Genomic DNA, 16,003 nt, shown 5'->3' with positions numbered 1-16,003 from the left:
TCAAAAAACAAAGCGAGTTAAGTCAAAAAATCCGAGTGTTGCGCAGCACTCGGATTTTTTGGACCATGCGTTGTCACTTGAGGCTTGTTTAATTAAAGCCACTGATGATTCCGCTTTATCATGTACCGTTTTCACTCCGTCGCGATCGATTTGTATTGAGTTTGCTTGGGCAAATAAATACACTGAAGAGAGCATTAATCGGAGGTGAAATGAACAATAAAAACAAACACATAATATTAATTCACGGCCTCTATATGCCTGCACTGATCATGCAGTATCTAGATAGAAACTTTACAAAGCGCGGCTTTCAAACTCATAAGTTTGCCTATAACTCTTTGCGCTTTCCTTCCGCGTCCAAACGCTTGAATCGATTTGTCACTGCCCGTTTTGATGAAAATGATGAGGTCTACTTCTTTGGGCACTCACTGGGTGGTTTACTGATTCGTCACTACTTCAAGCATTATCAGCCAAAGTTTGCCGATACCTGCATCATTACCGCAGGAACGCCACACAACGGCGCAACCATCGCCAAAATGTTGTCAAATCATGGACTCGGATTCATTTTTGGCTCCACCAAACACATCCTAAATGACGGGCTAGGAGACTATGATAACGATGTCCCGATTGGCGTTATCACTGGCACTTATGATGCGGGGGTAGGCCGAATTGTACTCGGAAAGAATCAAGGTGATGGCACGGTAACACTGGAGGACGCCAACCTAAAAGGAGCAACCGACACCTGCGCGCTCAACCTTAATCACACCGCACTGGTGTACTCGAAAGAAGTGGTGCAGCGTTCCAGCCACTTCATTGAACATAAGAGTTTTCGTTAGGGACAATCAAGATACAAAAAACCACTTCAACTGAAGTGGTTTTTTGTTCTCTGAAAATTACAAGCGATTCACTCTGGTAGGTAAGAACACCTCACCAAGCATACAGCGTACTGAGCCACCGCCGATATCTTCGATGGTTTTCACATTGAATGGCAGCAGTTTTCCGTGCGTCGCGAGCTGAGCGCGTTGTGCAGGAGAGAACGCATCAAAAGCCGACTGCGACATCGCAATCACTTTATCGCCATTTACCGTTTCAAGTTGAAGGATGTTGCCGCAGAAACGGTTCATTTGATCAATCGAAATCGAGATCACTTGCTTGTCTTTAGCAAGGGACTTCACAACGAAGCGACGCTCGAACTCCGGAATCACTTCATCACAGATTACGCAGAAATTATCACCAATCGCCATCATCACATTGGTATGGTAAATCGGTTGACCTGAAGGCAAAGCTGTCTGGAAAGAAACCACTCGCGAATAACCGATACGCTTTGCGTAATCTTCCAATACTTCTCTATCACAGCGTTGAGAAAGGGCCGCATAGATGGTTTTGTTGATGTGATCGATCACCATTACGCCTGTACTTTCAAGGTAAGCACCCTGCTGTAAATAAGATTCAAGCGTATCCACATGATTGACGATACGACCAGCCGCTTCGAGCGCTTCGATGAGAGCGTTAGGCTTCACTTCATGTTGACGATTTTCGCACGCCATTGGGAAAGTATATAAGCTGCCATCGCTAACAGTACTAAACCAGTTATTTGGGAAAACCGCATCCGGTGTTTCAACACCAAGTTCAGGATAATCAAACTCGACTACTTGTACGCCTTCTTTGCGAAGTACCTTCACCATTTCCTTAAACTCAGTCATGGTTTGCGATTTTACTTCTTCTTGAGTCAAGTTAACGCGCTGCTGAAATTCATTGTCACGCGCGGTCTCTTCGTTAAAACGAAACTCTTTAGGTGGCACCATCACTACACAGTTTGCATTTTGTACATTGGTTGTCTGCAGTGATTTTTCATGTAGGTTTAACATCTCAACTGTCCCTATCTGGAATTTACCCGCCAATTGTAAACAGGTTGTTACGAGAAAAATCACTGAATTATTGATAATTTCATTAGCTAACCTCAATAATTCCTGCGAAATAGCCGATCTTCCCTAGTTTTTACTGCGCAACTCTCAACACAAACATCTGTCCATTTACCGTACTATATTCATACATCAATATTACGCTAAGTGTCAGTTTTGGTTACAATTTAACCCAATTAGCGTTAGGATAACCCTGTTGCATAACACGTTGATCCCGCGGCAGTCAGTCAACGTCTCTTATCACATCAACCCTAACTCAATAAAAAATAACTGTGATTTCGCTTTGTGCGTTGCCATAGACTTGTTTTACTCGTGACCTAAAATCACCACAATAATTACAACTTTGCACACAGATGCTGAGGTTGACTAAGGGAAACCTATGTATAAGAAATTTGAAGGCTTTACCCAAGCCTTTCCAAAAGACGAACCCATACAGCCCCCAAGTGGCATATTGGCTTTTTGTCGACATTACACACGTGGCTTTGAAAAGCCGTTACTGCTTCTTGGCTTAATGAGCATGACTATTGCAATCATCGAGGTTGCGTTATTTGGTTATATGGGTCAGCTCGTGGATTGGTTATCGACCAGTGACAAAGAGACCTTCCTTGCTGATAACCAATCAACCTTGATTGGTTTAGGGGTTCTGTTGTTGGTCATCATGCCAGTCATGATCGCGGTATATTCTCTCTTGCTTCATCAAACTTTGCTGGGCAACTACCCGATGTCGATTCGTTGGCTTGCTCACCGCTACCTTCTTAAGCAGAGCCTCTCTTTCTATCAAGATGACTTTGCTGGACGTGTCGCAACTAAGGTGATGCAAACATCTTTGGCCGTTCGCGAAACCGTGACCAAGATGGTCGATGTATTCGTCTATGTGACGGTCTACTTTACGGCAATGCTGTTCATGTTGGCCGAATCCGATTGGCGTTTAATGGCTCCTATGCTTATCTGGCTATTCGTCTACGTCGGTATTCAGCTGCATTTTGTACCTAAGCTAAAAGATGTCTCGTCTGAACAAGCCGATGCGCGTTCACTGATGACAGGTCGCATTGTCGACAGCTACACCAATATCTCCACAGTTAAACTGTTTTCACACAGCAAGCGTGAAACGGAATATGCAGAAGAGGGAATGGAAGGCTTCCTCGACACGGTTTACCGTCAAATGCGTTTAGTGACAGGCTTTAACGTATGGGTTGAGTTTGCTAACTACCTTCTGGTTTTCAGTATTGCTGGTATCTCTATTTATCTATGGTTAGATGACGCGATCACCGTTGGTGCAATCGCTATTGCGGTCAGTTTAGCACTGCGTATCAATGGTATGTCTAAGTGGATCATGTGGGAAATCGGTGGTCTATTTGAAAACTTGGGCACCGTCATCGATGGCATAAAAACGCTAGCAAAGCCAATTGCTATTGAAGACAAACCGAATGCAGAACCACTGCAAGTACCCCAAGGTGGCATCCACTTTGATAACGTGAGTTTCAACTATGGTGAAAATAAAGGGGTCATTAATAATCTTAATCTCAATATCAAGCCAGGTGAAAAGGTGGGGCTAGTAGGACGCTCCGGTGCGGGTAAATCAACGCTGGTCAACTTGCTGCTTCGCTTCCATGACGTTGAAAAAGGTCAAATTTTGATTGATGGGCAAGGGATCACTGACGTCACACAAGACTCGCTGCGCAGCAACATAGGTATGGTGACGCAAGACACCTCACTGCTACACCGCTCTATCAAAGACAACATCCTTTACGGTCGCCCTGAAGCAACCGACGAAGAGTTATATGCAGCCACTAAGCAGGCTCACGCACATGAGTTTATCGAAACCCTCACCGACCCGTTCGGCAACTTAGGTTACGACGCGCAAGTGGGTGAGCGAGGTGTAAAACTGTCAGGGGGTCAGCGTCAACGTATCGCTATCTCTCGTGTCCTACTAAAGAATGCACCGCTATTGGTACTGGATGAAGCGACATCTGCACTCGACTCTGAGGTTGAAGCTGCAATCCAAGAGAGCTTGATTGAACTGATGGAAGGTAAGACAGTAATTGCAATAGCGCACCGCTTGTCGACTATCGCAGCAATGGATCGCTTGATCGTACTCGACCAAGGCAACATCGTTGAAGAAGGTACACATCAAGAGCTCATCGCACAAGATGGCATCTATGCTCAACTGTGGAATCACCAAACGGGTGGCTTCATCGGAGATGATTTGGAACTGACGCCCAATACCTAATTTGTATGCAGTTTTAAATATGCGGGACGATTCACACTAATTTGTTAGATAGTCGTAAATTGAACGTGGCAGAATGTTATGTCGTAATTATATAATATGACTAACAGACAAAGACGCTTCGCTTGCGCGTTCTGGAATAAGGCTAGACTTCGGGGGGAGGCTAGCCTTTTTTATTGGCTAGCTTTTACTAACTGGATTTTTATTGACTAAAACTTGCGATTCATTTTCTCTAAGCATGCCGTCAGAATCTGAGTCTCTTTGGAAGAGATGCCACTGGTTAAGTCATTCACAAGGTCGAGGTGCAGCTGGTTATGCTGATTATGAATCGCTTGCCCTGCTGGCGTTAAGTCAACCACGATAGCGCGCCTGTCTGTGGGGTGCTCACAGCGCTTCACTAACTCCGCTTTGACCAACTTTTCAATCTGAACCGTCAGCGTTCCTGTCGTGATTCCAAGTTTTTCAGAGAGCTCTTTCATACGCAGAGCACCATGAACACCCAGTACTTCGATAGTGTGTACCTGAGCTAATGAATAGCCCGTCTCTTTCACAACCGATTGCTCCCAAGAAGACATCTTGTCGTAAAATTCGGTAATAAGCTGGCTTAGGTGTTCAAGGTTTTGCATGACAAATGACTAATTTAATTCAAGAGTAAGATGATTAATCTTATCAAACTTCGCCAGTCGTTGCCTAAAGTCATTCACACTCAAATCACCATCAGATTGCAGCGCAATCGCTGCCGAATAGTGATGACCACTGATTCTCCATATGTGCAGATCGATCACCTCAGCATCTGGGGCAAGCTCCTCAATAATCTGCCGGCGATAGTTTAAGTCAATGCTCTCATCAAGCAGGATCGGACTCGTCTGTTTAAGTAGGTTCATTGTCCACTTTAAGATGACGGCAGCACCGACCATACCCATAACTGCATCTAACCAATTCCAGCCGTAGAATTTGCCAAATAACAACGCGACGATCGCCAACAAAGAGGTGAGCGCATCGGCCAACACATGCATATAAGCAGCTCTGAGGTTGTGATCATGATGATGGTGGCTGTGGTCATGGTCGTGATGGTTGTGATGGTCGTGATGATGATCGCCCAATAGGAACATGCTCGCCACATTCACAGCCAAACCAATGCAAGCCACGACTATCGCTTCATTGAACTGAATAGACTGAGGGTTCAGCAGGCGGTGCACCGATTCGGTAAACATCAACAAGGCAACAATACCCAACGCAATGGCACTAGTATAACCACCTAATACGCTCACTTTCCCCGTACCAAATGAAAATCGGTCACTGTTTTCATGCTTCTTCGCATAGCGATACGCAAACAGCGTGATACAAAATGCGGCAGCGTGAGTCCCCATATGCCAACCATCGGCCAACAGAGCCATGGAGCCATATACTGTCCCTGCCCCAATCTCCACCACCATAGTGACTACGGTTAATAACAAGACATAAAAAGTCCTTCTTTCACCCGCTTGGTTACGCGCAGAAAAGTGGTGTGAATGCTTAACTTGAGGATTCATTATTATTCCATTTTAATTTGATTATCAAAATACTTGTTTGTCAATGTAGTTTGACTATCAAACAAAGTCAACGATCAAGCTGTAATCCACGGTAAGATAAAATTCGTAGCAAGCTAAATTCCATGATTAACCTAAATCGATGAACAAGCTCGCCGCTTTCTATTTGTTTCTTGCCTAATTTTTTTTAAAATGCGCGCAAGACTTAATCTAGAGAAAAACTATGAACAAGAGTGTTATCACTAACGCGGTGGCTTTAGCTCTGCTGGCTGCGGGTTACTTCACCGCTAGCCAATACTTACTTTACGCTGGCCTATTCGCATTTTCTGGCGCGATTACCAACTGGCTTGCTATTCACATGCTGTTTGAAAAAGTACCGGGACTGTATGGCTCTGGTGTGATTCCAGCTCGTTTTGAACAGTTTAAAGCGGCAATCAAGCAGCTGATGATGGAACAGTTCTTTACCGAAAGTAACATCGACCGCTTCTTAAGCAGTGAAATGGCTAGCGGCCAATCACTGAACTTAGAACCAGTGATCAAGAAGATTGATCTTAACCCTGCGTTCGATTCCTTAGTCGAAGTGATCGCCAACTCTCAATTTGGTGGAATGCTCGCCATGCTTGGCGGCACAGAAGCACTTCAACCGCTGAAAGAACCGTTTGTCGAGAAGATGCAGGCTTCCATCATTGAGATTGGCCAAAGTGACACTGTGAAAAATGCCCTCAAAGAGCAGTTTGAGTCTCCGGCAATGATGGACGAAATCAAAGAGAACATCGAGGCGATCATCGATCAGCGCTTGAGCGAACTGACACCTAAACTAGTAAAAGAGATGGTGCAGAAAATGATCAAAGAGCACCTTGGCTGGCTTGTCGTATGGGGTGGTGTTTTTGGTGGCGTCATCGGCGTTATCTCGGCAGCGATTACTCTCTAAACAATAAAACGTCTGCTTTAAAACGTAAAGTGGAAGCCATATAGCTTCCATTTTTTATATTTCAAAATCAGGACGAACAAAGAACTAGCTCAAGGTAGAGAGTAACTCAGGGTTCACGCCAAAGCCCTTTTTATGCTCTTCGATAACCACTTCACTTCTCGTCTGTATGACGCCCGGTAGCGTACCAAGCTTCGTCGACATAAACGACTGATACGCCTTCATATCTTTAACTCGTACTTTGATCATGGTGTCGAAATCCCCAGAGAGCGAATAGCACTCTTCAATTTCTGGCATCATCTCTACGGCCTGTGCAAACTTATCGAAAATCGAAAAGCTGGTTTGGTCCAAACGGATATGAATGAACACCTGCACATCAAGTCCAAGTTTCTCTGAACATAACTCGGCATGATAACCAGTAATGTAGCCCTCTTTCTCGAGACGCTTTAAACGATCCGAACATGGAGAAGTGGTGAGGTTTACCTGCTTAGCCAGTTCAACAACTGGCAGTCGGCCCTTCATGTGCAAGATTCGTAGTATCTCTTTGTCAATACGATCCAATTGGTGTTGAGGCATAACATCTCTATAAACAGTCTCAATATAGGGTGAGTATATTCCATGCTTGACCAAAACCTGCAGAGCACGGCTCACAGAATTTAAAAACAGCTCCGCAACACTGTATTCACAACAAAGATGTAAAGATAATCGAATATACTAGTGAATTATAAATTCAAATTCAGACCGTTAATATAGTGTTATAAAATTGACCTATTTAACAAATAAGTTGAGCTATAGAGAAAAGTATCTTTGGGAGGCAATGTGAATAATAGATTGCACTAAGAGAAAGGATGGCTCTATATGGAAACACAAGAAATCGAATACAAACCTTACGGCATTGGCTTATGGGTCCGCGCGACCGTATCTAAAGAGGTCGCGCAAGCACTCGCATACGAATATTCTAGCTATGGCTGGGAAGTAAAGTTAGACGGCTTTCTCGTTGCACCACAGAGCCTCAAGCAAGCCACTTAAACACATCAACCTCCCTCGTGGAGGTTTTTATCACTAAGCTCAACACTCTATCCGTCTTTAGCGAGATGTAATCCAGTCAAAGAGTTGCAGTAAAAGACTAAGCTAACCCGACTTGCGGAGCGACACTTTCGCTCTCTTTCTTAGGAAGCTCTTCTGCTCGGCTATTGCACGTTCTGCAAAAGTGTTGAACTTCCATATCATAGTACTGAGTGCCACTGAACAGTTTTGAGGTAAGCAATAACATGCGACCCGATAAGGTTTCCGGTGCGATCTCACAACGCTTCATGATCGACTTATGGTGAGTGGTTTTCTTACATGTTTTGCAATATAGATCTGGCATACCTTTATCCTATCCGGCTTGTCCTCATTACTGACAATTGACACATCATGTCCAATTCAGTTCAAACATTCACCGTATGATTTACAAAAATGAGCGCCAAGTTCAAAAAAATACCATAACGGTAAACGGTTTTTTGAAGCAAGGCGGGCTTAGTCTTGATTCAATCCGATGAAAAACTCCATCACAAAGCAGCGATAATTTACAATGTAAACTTGCTCAGAAAGTCATCGCAAAGACAATTCTAATTCTTCATTCTGTTAGTTTGAGGCATCGACCAAGCATTTGGCCCCAAAGCTATGGAGAAATACACTACGCCAAAAGGAGAGAAGCTAGGCACATGCTTACAAACTTGCCGCTTAGTCAACAAGATTGCGGTGTGACAAAAATGTTCAGACATAAAAAAAGAGCCACCGAAGTGACTCTTTGTTTCAATAGATTGGCGTGTGAAGAATTAGTCTAGTTCAACTAATTGCTTTTCAAACTTCTCGTGTTGCTTCTTAACTGACTCTTCTGGCTCACCAGTAATTAGGCTCACAACTACGATAGAGATAGCTGAGAAGATGATGCCCGGTACGATTTCGTACACGTCGAACCAACCACCTGTTAGCTGTTTCCACATTACGATAGTCACACCACCCACAACGATACCCGCTAGAGCGCCGTTACGGTTCATACGAGACCAGTACAGGCTAAGTACGATAGCTGGACCAAATGCAGCACCGAAGCCTGCCCATGCGTAAGATACAAGACCAAGAACAGAGCTGTCTGGTGTCATCGCTAGGAACAGTGCGATAAGTGAGATAATCACAACCGCAAAACGACCGACACGTACGATATCTTCAGATGTCGCGTCTTTCTTCAGTATTTGCTTGTACAAATCTTCTGCCATTGCAGACGAAGATACAAGAAGCTGTGAATCCGCAGTACTCATGATTGCCGCTAGGATAGCTGCTAGTAGAATACCTGCGATAACAGGGTGGAACATTGCGTTCACAAGAAGCATGAAGATCTTCTCGCCATCATCCAATTTAGGTGCGCCAGAGTTGGTGACGTACACTAGACCAACTAGACCCACTAACATCGCACCAGCCATAGACAGTGCAGTCCATACCACTGCGATACGACGCGCTGTACCTAAGTCTTTGTTAGTACGTGTTGCTTTGAAACGCGCTAGGATGTGTGGCTGACCGAAGTAACCTAGGCCCCATGCAGCAAGAGAGATGATTGCAATCGCTGAAAGAGGCTCGCCTTTCGCATCATTCCATAGCGTTAGCAGCTCTGGGTTGATGTTGTGCAGGTCGCTAGACAGTTGACCAAGACCACCGTTCATCGCTGCGATAGGCACGATAAGTAGCGCTGCAGACATCAATAGGCCCTGAACAAGGTCAGTCCAAGATACCGCAAGGAAGCCCCCAAATAGCGTGTAAGATACTACACATACAGTGCCGATGATCACCGCAGTTGTGTAGTCTAAACCAAATACGGTTTCAAACAGCTTACCGCCCGCTACCAAGCCTGAGCTCGTGTAGAAAAGGAAGAAAAGAAGAATGAAGAAAGCAGAAATTGTTTGGATCAGCTTAGACGTATCATTGAAACGACGAGATAGGAACTCAGGCAGAGTCAATGCATCTGTTGTAATGCTGTAAGTACGTAGACGCTTAGCACTGATTAACCAGTTAGCCCAAGTACCCACTAGTAGGCCACCAGCCAACCAGAAAGCTTCGAAACCTGCTGCATACGCGTAGCCAGGCAAACCTAATAGTAGCCAACCACTCATATCCGACGCACCAGCAGAAAGTGCTGCAGGCCAAGGGCCTAGTGCACGACCACCAAGAAAGTAGTCAGTTGAGTTAGATGTACGTTTGTAAGCAATAACCCCGATTGCTAGCATCATAATTAGATACGCAATGAACGTTGACGTTATTGCAAAACTGTTTTCTATCATTTGATAGTCCTCATTTAGAAAAATCCTTCCATGCCTAGCCAATAAAACTTAGCCAACACGATGTTGGCCAAGTTTTGTCAGATAGGGTTCCTGATATCACGGCGCAACCGAAGCTGCCTCCACTTATCAGTAATATTGAAGGTTAGTGGGCTTCACTCCCAAGCTCGAGCAAGGTCGCATTACCACCCACGGCTGTTATATTTATGGTTCGTGTACGCTCTGTAATAAAGCGCAACGATAGGTGTGGATCGTGAGCAACATGCATTGCTGTTAGATCCGTTTCAGACACTAAACCGACGATTGCGCCGTCTCGCTTAGCAAGTTGTAAATTAATCGCTTGTTCAGTTTGTGGATTGCCCACATACGCCACACTTCGAACATCACAAGAAAGCAGCTGTTGAGACGCATCGAATGATGTCGTTTGAACAAGGTTTGATGGCAGATTTGCTTGTTTTGCCGCATCCGCAATCAGAGTATTGAACTGAGTGTCGTCACTACACACAATCACGCTGTTACCCGCAATCAGCGCAGCCGTCAGCATTGCCGTTGCAGTTTGCAGTTTTGGTAGTGAATCTTGAGCATCATCGACGATAACCAAAGCCACACCACGACCCGCAGCGTATAACTCATTAGTTTCGCCCGTAGGCCCAACGAGCAAATGCTCTTCTGCTAACAGAGAAGAAGCGTGCTCGATGTGATAACCCGCAACCACCGCAAGTGGCGCTGATTGACTCTCGATCTCAGATTTTAATGCCAGAATTTGAGCACTCTTGTGATCAAAATCGGTTAGGTTCCACTGTTCCCACGCTTGAAATGCATCGGAAAAACCTGTCACTTGATGAACCATGATATCGCTCCTTATGCCTGCGCTTGAGAAAAGTGAACATCGGTAAAGCGGTATAGGTAGTGTGGTCCACCCGCTTTCGGTCCTGTTCCTGATAAACCTTGACCACCGAATGGTTGAACACCTACCACCGCACCCACTTGGTCGCGGTTGATGTAGCAGTTACCCACGCGAACGTGTTTTTCAATCCAACGGTAAGTGGTTTCGTTACGGCTATGAATGCCCATAGTCAGCCCGAAGCCTGTTTGGTTTATCTGTTCAACCACCTGCGCCAATTCGCTCGCCTTGTAACGAACAATGTGCAGCACAGGGCCAAACTGCTCTTCAGTTAGGCAGCTAATATCGTTGATCTCAAAAGCACTTGGTGGCACGAAGTCACCATGATCGCACGCATCACTTAGGGTTAACTGAGCAACACGCTTCTGCGTTTTGGTCATGTTCTCAAGGTGAGCCATTAGCTTCTGTTTCGCATTGCTGTCGATAACAGGGCCAACGTCAGTCTTGTGCAGGTGTGGGATACCGACACTCAACTCGTTCATCGCACCTTGGATAAGAGCAACAACGCGATCAGCAATGTCTTCTTGGATGTAAAGCACACGTAGTGCTGAACAACGCTGACCTGCAGAAGCAAACGCTGAACGAATAACATCACGTACTACCTGCTCTGGAAGCGCCGTACTGTCAACGATCATCGCATTCTGGCCGCCTGTTTCCGCGATAAATGGAACAGGTTTAGCTGTACGACTTGCCAATGACACGTTGATACGCTGAGCGGTTGGTGTAGAGCCTGTAAACGCCACACCTGCAATCGCATCGTGGCTAGTTAGTGCGCTACCGATTTCTGCACCGCGACCCGGTAGAAGCTGAATTGTGCCTGCCGGGAAGCCAGCTTGTTGCATCAACTCAACTGCGCGAGCAGCGATTAAGCTGGTTTGCTCTGCTGGTTTTGCAACGACAGTGTTGCCTGCAACTAATGCAGCTGTAATTTGACCAAGGAAGATCGCCAGTGGGAAGTTCCAAGGGCTGATACATACAAACACACCACGACCTTGGCGAGATGCCAAACGAACTTGGCCATCAAAGCCTTTCAGTTCAAATTCTTGTAGGTTGTCTGCCTGCTTTGCGTAGTAACGACAGAAGTCGACCGCTTCACGCACTTCATCAATGCTATCGTGAATTGTCTTACCCGCTTCTTGATGACAGATTGCCACCAGCTCAGCAAGGTTCTCTTCCATCAAGTCAGCCAACTTCTCAAGAGCCGCAGCTTTAACTTCAACAGAAGTCGCATTCCAACCGGCGAACGCCGCATCTGCGCCGCTGATCGCTTCGGAAACATGATCAAGGTTTGCGAAAGCCACCTGACCAACATTGATACGACGATCGTAAGGTGCTGTTACTTGCTCAACATTCTGATCAGCCTTGATCATGCTTTCGGCAAGAGCTTCACCGTTGATGATCGGGCCAGCCGTCCACTGTTTATTCAAGAAGCCTTTTACTTGCTCTTCAAAACTGTGCGCTTCACTTTCGATATCAATGTTGACACCGTAAGAGTTTTTGCGCTCTGGGAACACAGATGGTGGCAGTGGAATCTTAGTATTGTTCAGCGTATCGAACGCTAGAAGCATATCCACTGGGTGTTGCGTTAATTCTGCCACAGGGCAGCGAGCATCCACCAAGCGGTGTACAAACGAGCTGTTCGCACCATTTTCTAGCAGACGACGAACTAGGTAAGGAAGTAGATCCTTGTGGCTACCCACTGGCGCGTAGATACGCACTGACTGCTGGTAAGCCTCCATCGCGTGGTTGTATAGAGAATCACCCATACCGTGCAGGCGTTGGAATTCAAAATCTTTGTGGTCTGCCATTACAGCAATTGCAGACACAGTGTGCGCGTTGTGGCTTGCAAACTGCGGGAAGATATTGCCACGAACACTTGGGCTTAATAGGTAGCGTGCACAGGCTAGGTAAGCAACATCAGTCGCTTCTTTGCGTGTGTAAACTGGGTAGTTATCATAGCCCGCTTGTTGCGACCATTTGATTTCGCTATCCCAGTACGCGCCTTTTACCAAACGCAGTGGGATCAAATCACCCTGCTCTTTTGCTAAGCGGTTCAGCCATACCAATACCGGCAGGGCACGCTTAGAGTACGCTTGAATAACCAGACCAAATTTACCCCAGCCTTTCACAAGTTCACTGCGGTAAAGCTTCTCAAACAGTTTTAGGGAAAGCTCTAGACGATCCGCCTCTTCTGCATCAATGGTAATTGCAACATCAAGCTCGATTGCGCGGCGCAGTAACTGCTCTAGCGTGTCGCAAAGCTCAGTCAGTACACGCTCTTCATTCGCAACTTCGTAACGTGGGTGCAGCGCAGAAAGCTTGATAGATACTGATGGCGCAGGGCTAGATTTTGATGAAACGTTCGATTTTGGAGAAACATAAGTGTCTCGACCTACAGCTTCAATCGCCATTAGGTAATCTTTGAAGTACTTGTTTGCGTCTGCAGTCGTCAGTGCCGCTTCACCTAGCATGTCATATGAATAGGTAAAGCCTTTGTCACGCATAGGTTTGCCGTTCTTCTGTGCCTCAGCAATGCTACGACCCAGTACAAACTGATGACCCATTACTTTCATCGCTTGATGCATCGCTTTACGAATCACCGGCTCAGAAAGTTTGTTGACTAGACGGTTTACCGCCTGAGTTGGGCTCTGCTCATTTGATGAAAGACCCACAACCTTACCCGTTAGCATTAGACCCCAAGTGGATGCATTTACAAACACAGAGTCAGAGTTCTTCAGGTGAGATTTCCAGTCAGCAACGCTGAGCTTATCACGAATCAATGCATCCGCAGTTGCAGCATCAGGGATACGCATCAGAGCTTCAGCAAGACACATCAACAAAATACCTTCTTGCGTATCTAGGCTGTATTCAAGCAGCAGTGCATCGATCATTTGAATCGACGTTTTGTCTGCTCGAATCGTTTCGATAAGCGAGGTTGTCTTGTCCGTAATTTGTTGCTTTTCAGACTCAGAAGGCGTAGCTAGCGGCAGAAGCTGCTCTAGCCATTGGGTTTCATCCACCATATATAATGGTGAGATAAGCGACCATAGCTCACTAAGCGGTTGCTCGTTGAACTCTGGTTTTAACACATCAGTAGCTGTAAACATGCGTTTTCCTTAATCTCACACCCGAACAAAAAGACGTCCGAGATTTCTACAATGGCTGCAGTGTATTGAGAGTATATAAGGAATACTTGTCAAAAACTCCGAGTTTTTTGCTAAAAACTCGCTTTATTAACAAAACAAAAACATCATCACATATGAAACTTTAAACGAATGTGCCGTTCTGTTTCACTATTTAACACTTATTTGCTTTTTGTATTGAGATGGTGACATCCCCTGAAGACGGGAAAAAGTGTGAGTAAAGGCGGACTGGCCGGAGAAACCTGCTAGCTCAGCAACTTGACCAAGGCTAAGGTTTCCTTGTTCAATTAAGCGGCGCGCACGGTCGATTCGCTTGCCTAGTACATACTGATGTGGCGTGATGCCCATCTGCTCTTTAAACAGCACATGGAACTGACTTTCGCCTAAAAATACACTGCCTGCCAGTTGCGCAACAGAGATCTTGTTCGCCAAATGCTGTTCGATGTAGCGATCCAACGCTTCAAGATCAAAGCGTGATTCTTTTATCGATGTTTCAAATTCAGAGATATGACGTTGCAGTAATGCGATCACCGTGTCGTTACAGGCTCGGCTTAACAAGAGATCGTCAGGACTTGCTTGCATCTCCTGCACCAGCATCTGGATCAGCTTCTGAATCTGTCCATCCAACTGAAAGTAAACGTTAGATGACGCAAGCTGATTGATCTTCTCTAACATCAAAGGGTCGTCATTACTTGGCATAGGCATATTCAATACCAAAATATCAGACTGACCCACCACGCCACCGAAAGCATGATCAGAACCTGGCGGATCCCCTCATAATTCTCCCAACCCACAAGTATGCGTTAGGCGCTGATATTCCACCATTGCCCATTGATATTGGGACTCTTGTATTCGGTATCTTCTATGACAACGAACTTCCTTACCAAGCCTTGGAATGGAGAGTACCCGACGATGCTTGATGGTGTTGGCTTGAAAGTCATAATGCCATTTCGCTTGCATGGCGATTAAGCCATTCCACCACATGATGATTTCGGCCATCAATGCCATAAGCAATAAGATATCAATGCGCTTGGTGCAACGTGTTCGATTATGGCGGAGCGCCAATCCGTAGGCTGGGCTTTTTAGATCTCGGAATGACTCTTCAATTTGCATTCTTTTGGCGTATAAACGGGTTACTTTAATGCCGTTAAGCACATGGTTGGGGATATTAGTGACCAGAAGCCAGGGCTCTTTTGTTCCTTTATGGAACACTTTTCCTGCCGAGTGTTTTTGGCACGTTCGGCTGTGCCGATGGGCCTTTCTGCCTTTGGGATGACTCTTATATAAGTAAGCAAAGCACTTAAGCGGTGAGCGTTTAGCCAGTTGGCTTTCCCCTAAAAACTGCGGCTTATCTGTTGCTTGAGGGTAAAACGTTTTATTCCATTGCCATGAGTCTTCGCCACACTTAATCGAGACTTCACCACGTACACGTCCAACCCAGAACCAACCTTTGTTGGTGACTTGTCGAAACCAAGTATTTCTAAAGCCTGCGTCGGAAACAATGATAGGTGTGCAACCTTCTGGGAGTAAAGACTGCAGCTTATCGAGAAAGTGTTGGTGGCTATTGGGTGAGTTATAGTTTTTGTACTCAAATGCCTGCTCATAAAGCGTGACGGCACGACCTTTAACAGACACTGAAGCGCGTAATGTCATATAGCGCAGTTGCTCTCGAACATCCGACCAATCAACCAGAACCACGGGAAAAGGATTGGCACGGGTAATGAAGGAGGCATGCCATTTATATATGGACTCTTTTTCACGGTGTAGATTGCTATTACCAAGTAATCGGTCGATACGTTTGATAGCATGTTTCACTGTGGTATCAGTGTCGAGAGCTCTTCCAATTTTGGTGAGTGTTAGTTCAGAGCCATCAAGAACCGTTTTGGTTGCAAGTATCAGAGAACTAAGTCGTTTTTTGTGAATTTCGGGGCATTGATTCTCAATCGTTTGCTGTAGAATTTGAATGTCGCGCATCGTTAGGGCTCCCTATTAAATCCATTTGTTCAGGTGTGTTTTTGGCGAAATTCATTAGATCAGAATGA

The 16,003-nt window shown here is 45.5% G+C and carries 13 protein-coding genes and 1 pseudogene; 4 read left to right on the top strand and 10 right to left on the bottom strand.

The features are described from left to right. The first annotated feature begins 209 nt into the window (after positions 1-209). Positions 210-833, top strand: coding sequence for an esterase/lipase family protein (locus vsple_RS18255; RefSeq protein ID WP_261883317.1), 624 nt, complete (start codon positions 210-212; stop codon positions 831-833). A gap of 57 nt (positions 834-890) precedes the next feature. On the opposite strand, the gene vsple_RS18250 is transcribed toward vsple_RS18255, so the two are convergent. Beyond that, the gene (locus tag vsple_RS18250) at positions 891-1,865 is read right to left on the bottom strand and encodes an arginine deiminase-related protein (protein ID WP_255232252.1); all 975 of its coding nucleotides are present in this window, start codon (positions 1,863-1,865) and stop codon (positions 891-893) included. A gap of 433 nt (positions 1,866-2,298) precedes the next feature. On the opposite strand from vsple_RS18250, the gene vsple_RS18245 reads away from it, so the two are divergent. Beyond that, positions 2,299-4,149: an ABC transporter ATP-binding protein gene (locus tag vsple_RS18245; protein ID WP_261883316.1), complete on the top strand. Its 1,851-nt coding sequence runs from the start codon at positions 2,299-2,301 to the stop codon at positions 4,147-4,149. Between the two features lie 206 nt (positions 4,150-4,355). On the opposite strand, the gene vsple_RS18240 is transcribed toward vsple_RS18245, so the two are convergent. After that, positions 4,356-4,772: a MarR family winged helix-turn-helix transcriptional regulator gene (locus tag vsple_RS18240; RefSeq protein ID WP_261883315.1), complete on the bottom strand. Its 417-nt coding sequence runs from the start codon at positions 4,770-4,772 to the stop codon at positions 4,356-4,358. A 9-nt stretch (positions 4,773-4,781) separates the two neighbouring features. Continuing rightward, the gene (gene dmeF, locus vsple_RS18235; protein ID WP_261883314.1) at positions 4,782-5,678 is read right to left on the bottom strand and encodes a CDF family Co(II)/Ni(II) efflux transporter DmeF; all 897 of its coding nucleotides are present in this window, start codon (positions 5,676-5,678) and stop codon (positions 4,782-4,784) included. Between the two features lie 220 nt (positions 5,679-5,898). On the opposite strand from dmeF, the gene vsple_RS18230 reads away from it, so the two are divergent. Next, positions 5,899-6,606, top strand: a complete 708-nt coding sequence (locus tag vsple_RS18230; protein ID WP_261883313.1) for a DUF445 domain-containing protein — start codon at positions 5,899-5,901, stop codon at positions 6,604-6,606. An 84-nt stretch (positions 6,607-6,690) separates the two neighbouring features. Here the strand turns inward: vsple_RS18230 and vsple_RS18225 are convergent, their stop codons facing one another. Continuing rightward, positions 6,691-7,179 carry an Lrp/AsnC family transcriptional regulator gene (locus tag vsple_RS18225; protein ID WP_255232257.1) on the bottom strand — a complete coding sequence of 163 codons (489 nt, stop codon included), beginning with the start codon at positions 7,177-7,179 and terminating at the stop codon, positions 6,691-6,693. 282 nt (positions 7,180-7,461) lie between these two features. Here vsple_RS18225 and vsple_RS18220 point away from each other — a divergent pair, with 282 nt between their 5' ends. Further along, on the top strand, positions 7,462-7,632 hold the full coding sequence (locus tag vsple_RS18220; protein WP_255232258.1) for a hypothetical protein: 171 nt from the start codon (positions 7,462-7,464) through the stop codon (positions 7,630-7,632). A gap of 97 nt (positions 7,633-7,729) precedes the next feature. Here vsple_RS18220 and vsple_RS18215 read toward each other — a convergent pair whose 3' ends face one another. The 6 genes and pseudogenes from vsple_RS18215 to vsple_RS18190 form a co-directional block, all read right to left on the bottom strand. Continuing rightward, a complete protein-coding gene (locus tag vsple_RS18215) occupies positions 7,730-7,972 on the bottom strand; it encodes a hypothetical protein (protein WP_032553764.1) in 243 nt (80 codons plus the stop codon). A 451-nt stretch (positions 7,973-8,423) separates the two neighbouring features. Continuing rightward, complete coding sequence (gene putP, locus vsple_RS18210; RefSeq protein WP_261884013.1) at positions 8,424-9,914, bottom strand: sodium/proline symporter PutP; 1,491 nt, start codon at positions 9,912-9,914, stop codon at positions 8,424-8,426. 145 nt (positions 9,915-10,059) lie between these two features. After that, positions 10,060-10,764, bottom strand: a complete 705-nt coding sequence (locus vsple_RS18205) for a 1-pyrroline-5-carboxylate dehydrogenase (RefSeq protein WP_261883312.1) — start codon at positions 10,762-10,764, stop codon at positions 10,060-10,062. A gap of 11 nt (positions 10,765-10,775) precedes the next feature. After that, on the bottom strand, positions 10,776-13,925 hold the full coding sequence (gene putA / locus vsple_RS18200) for a bifunctional proline dehydrogenase/L-glutamate gamma-semialdehyde dehydrogenase PutA (RefSeq protein ID WP_261883311.1): 3,150 nt from the start codon (positions 13,923-13,925) through the stop codon (positions 10,776-10,778). A gap of 186 nt (positions 13,926-14,111) precedes the next feature. Then, positions 14,112-14,720, bottom strand: a pseudogene (locus vsple_RS18195) (AraC family transcriptional regulator); the annotation flags it as partial. A gap of 15 nt (positions 14,721-14,735) precedes the next feature. Beyond that, the gene (locus tag vsple_RS18190; protein ID WP_261881668.1) at positions 14,736-15,935 is read right to left on the bottom strand and encodes an IS4 family transposase; all 1,200 of its coding nucleotides are present in this window, start codon (positions 15,933-15,935) and stop codon (positions 14,736-14,738) included. Positions 15,936-16,003 lie beyond the last annotated feature (68 nt).

Origin of the sequence: Vibrio pelagius (assembly GCF_024347575.1) — a bacterium.
GTDB classification, from domain to species: domain Bacteria; phylum Pseudomonadota; class Gammaproteobacteria; order Enterobacterales; family Vibrionaceae; genus Vibrio; species Vibrio pelagius.
This window is presented reverse-complemented; position numbering and strand designations above follow the sequence as displayed.

Coding starts and splice junctions, on each gene's coding strand:
- vsple_RS18190 (WP_261881668.1), bottom strand. CDS start 15,935: ATGCGCGACATTCAAATTCTACAGCAAACGATTGAGAATCAATGCCCC.
- vsple_RS18225 (WP_255232257.1), bottom strand. CDS start 7,179: ATGCCTCAACACCAATTGGATCGTATTGACAAAGAGATACTACGAATC.
- vsple_RS18255 (WP_261883317.1), top strand. CDS start 210: ATGAACAATAAAAACAAACACATAATATTAATTCACGGCCTCTATATG.
- dmeF (WP_261883314.1), bottom strand. CDS start 5,678: ATGAATCCTCAAGTTAAGCATTCACACCACTTTTCTGCGCGTAACCAA.
- vsple_RS18215 (WP_032553764.1), bottom strand. CDS start 7,972: ATGCCAGATCTATATTGCAAAACATGTAAGAAAACCACTCACCATAAG.
- vsple_RS18250 (WP_255232252.1), bottom strand. CDS start 1,865: ATGTTAAACCTACATGAAAAATCACTGCAGACAACCAATGTACAAAAT.
- vsple_RS18230 (WP_261883313.1), top strand. CDS start 5,899: ATGAACAAGAGTGTTATCACTAACGCGGTGGCTTTAGCTCTGCTGGCT.
- vsple_RS18240 (WP_261883315.1), bottom strand. CDS start 4,772: ATGCAAAACCTTGAACACCTAAGCCAGCTTATTACCGAATTTTACGAC.
- putA (WP_261883311.1), bottom strand. CDS start 13,925: ATGTTTACAGCTACTGATGTGTTAAAACCAGAGTTCAACGAGCAACCG.
- vsple_RS18245 (WP_261883316.1), top strand. CDS start 2,299: ATGTATAAGAAATTTGAAGGCTTTACCCAAGCCTTTCCAAAAGACGAA.
- vsple_RS18205 (WP_261883312.1), bottom strand. CDS start 10,764: ATGGTTCATCAAGTGACAGGTTTTTCCGATGCATTTCAAGCGTGGGAA.
- vsple_RS18220 (WP_255232258.1), top strand. CDS start 7,462: ATGGAAACACAAGAAATCGAATACAAACCTTACGGCATTGGCTTATGG.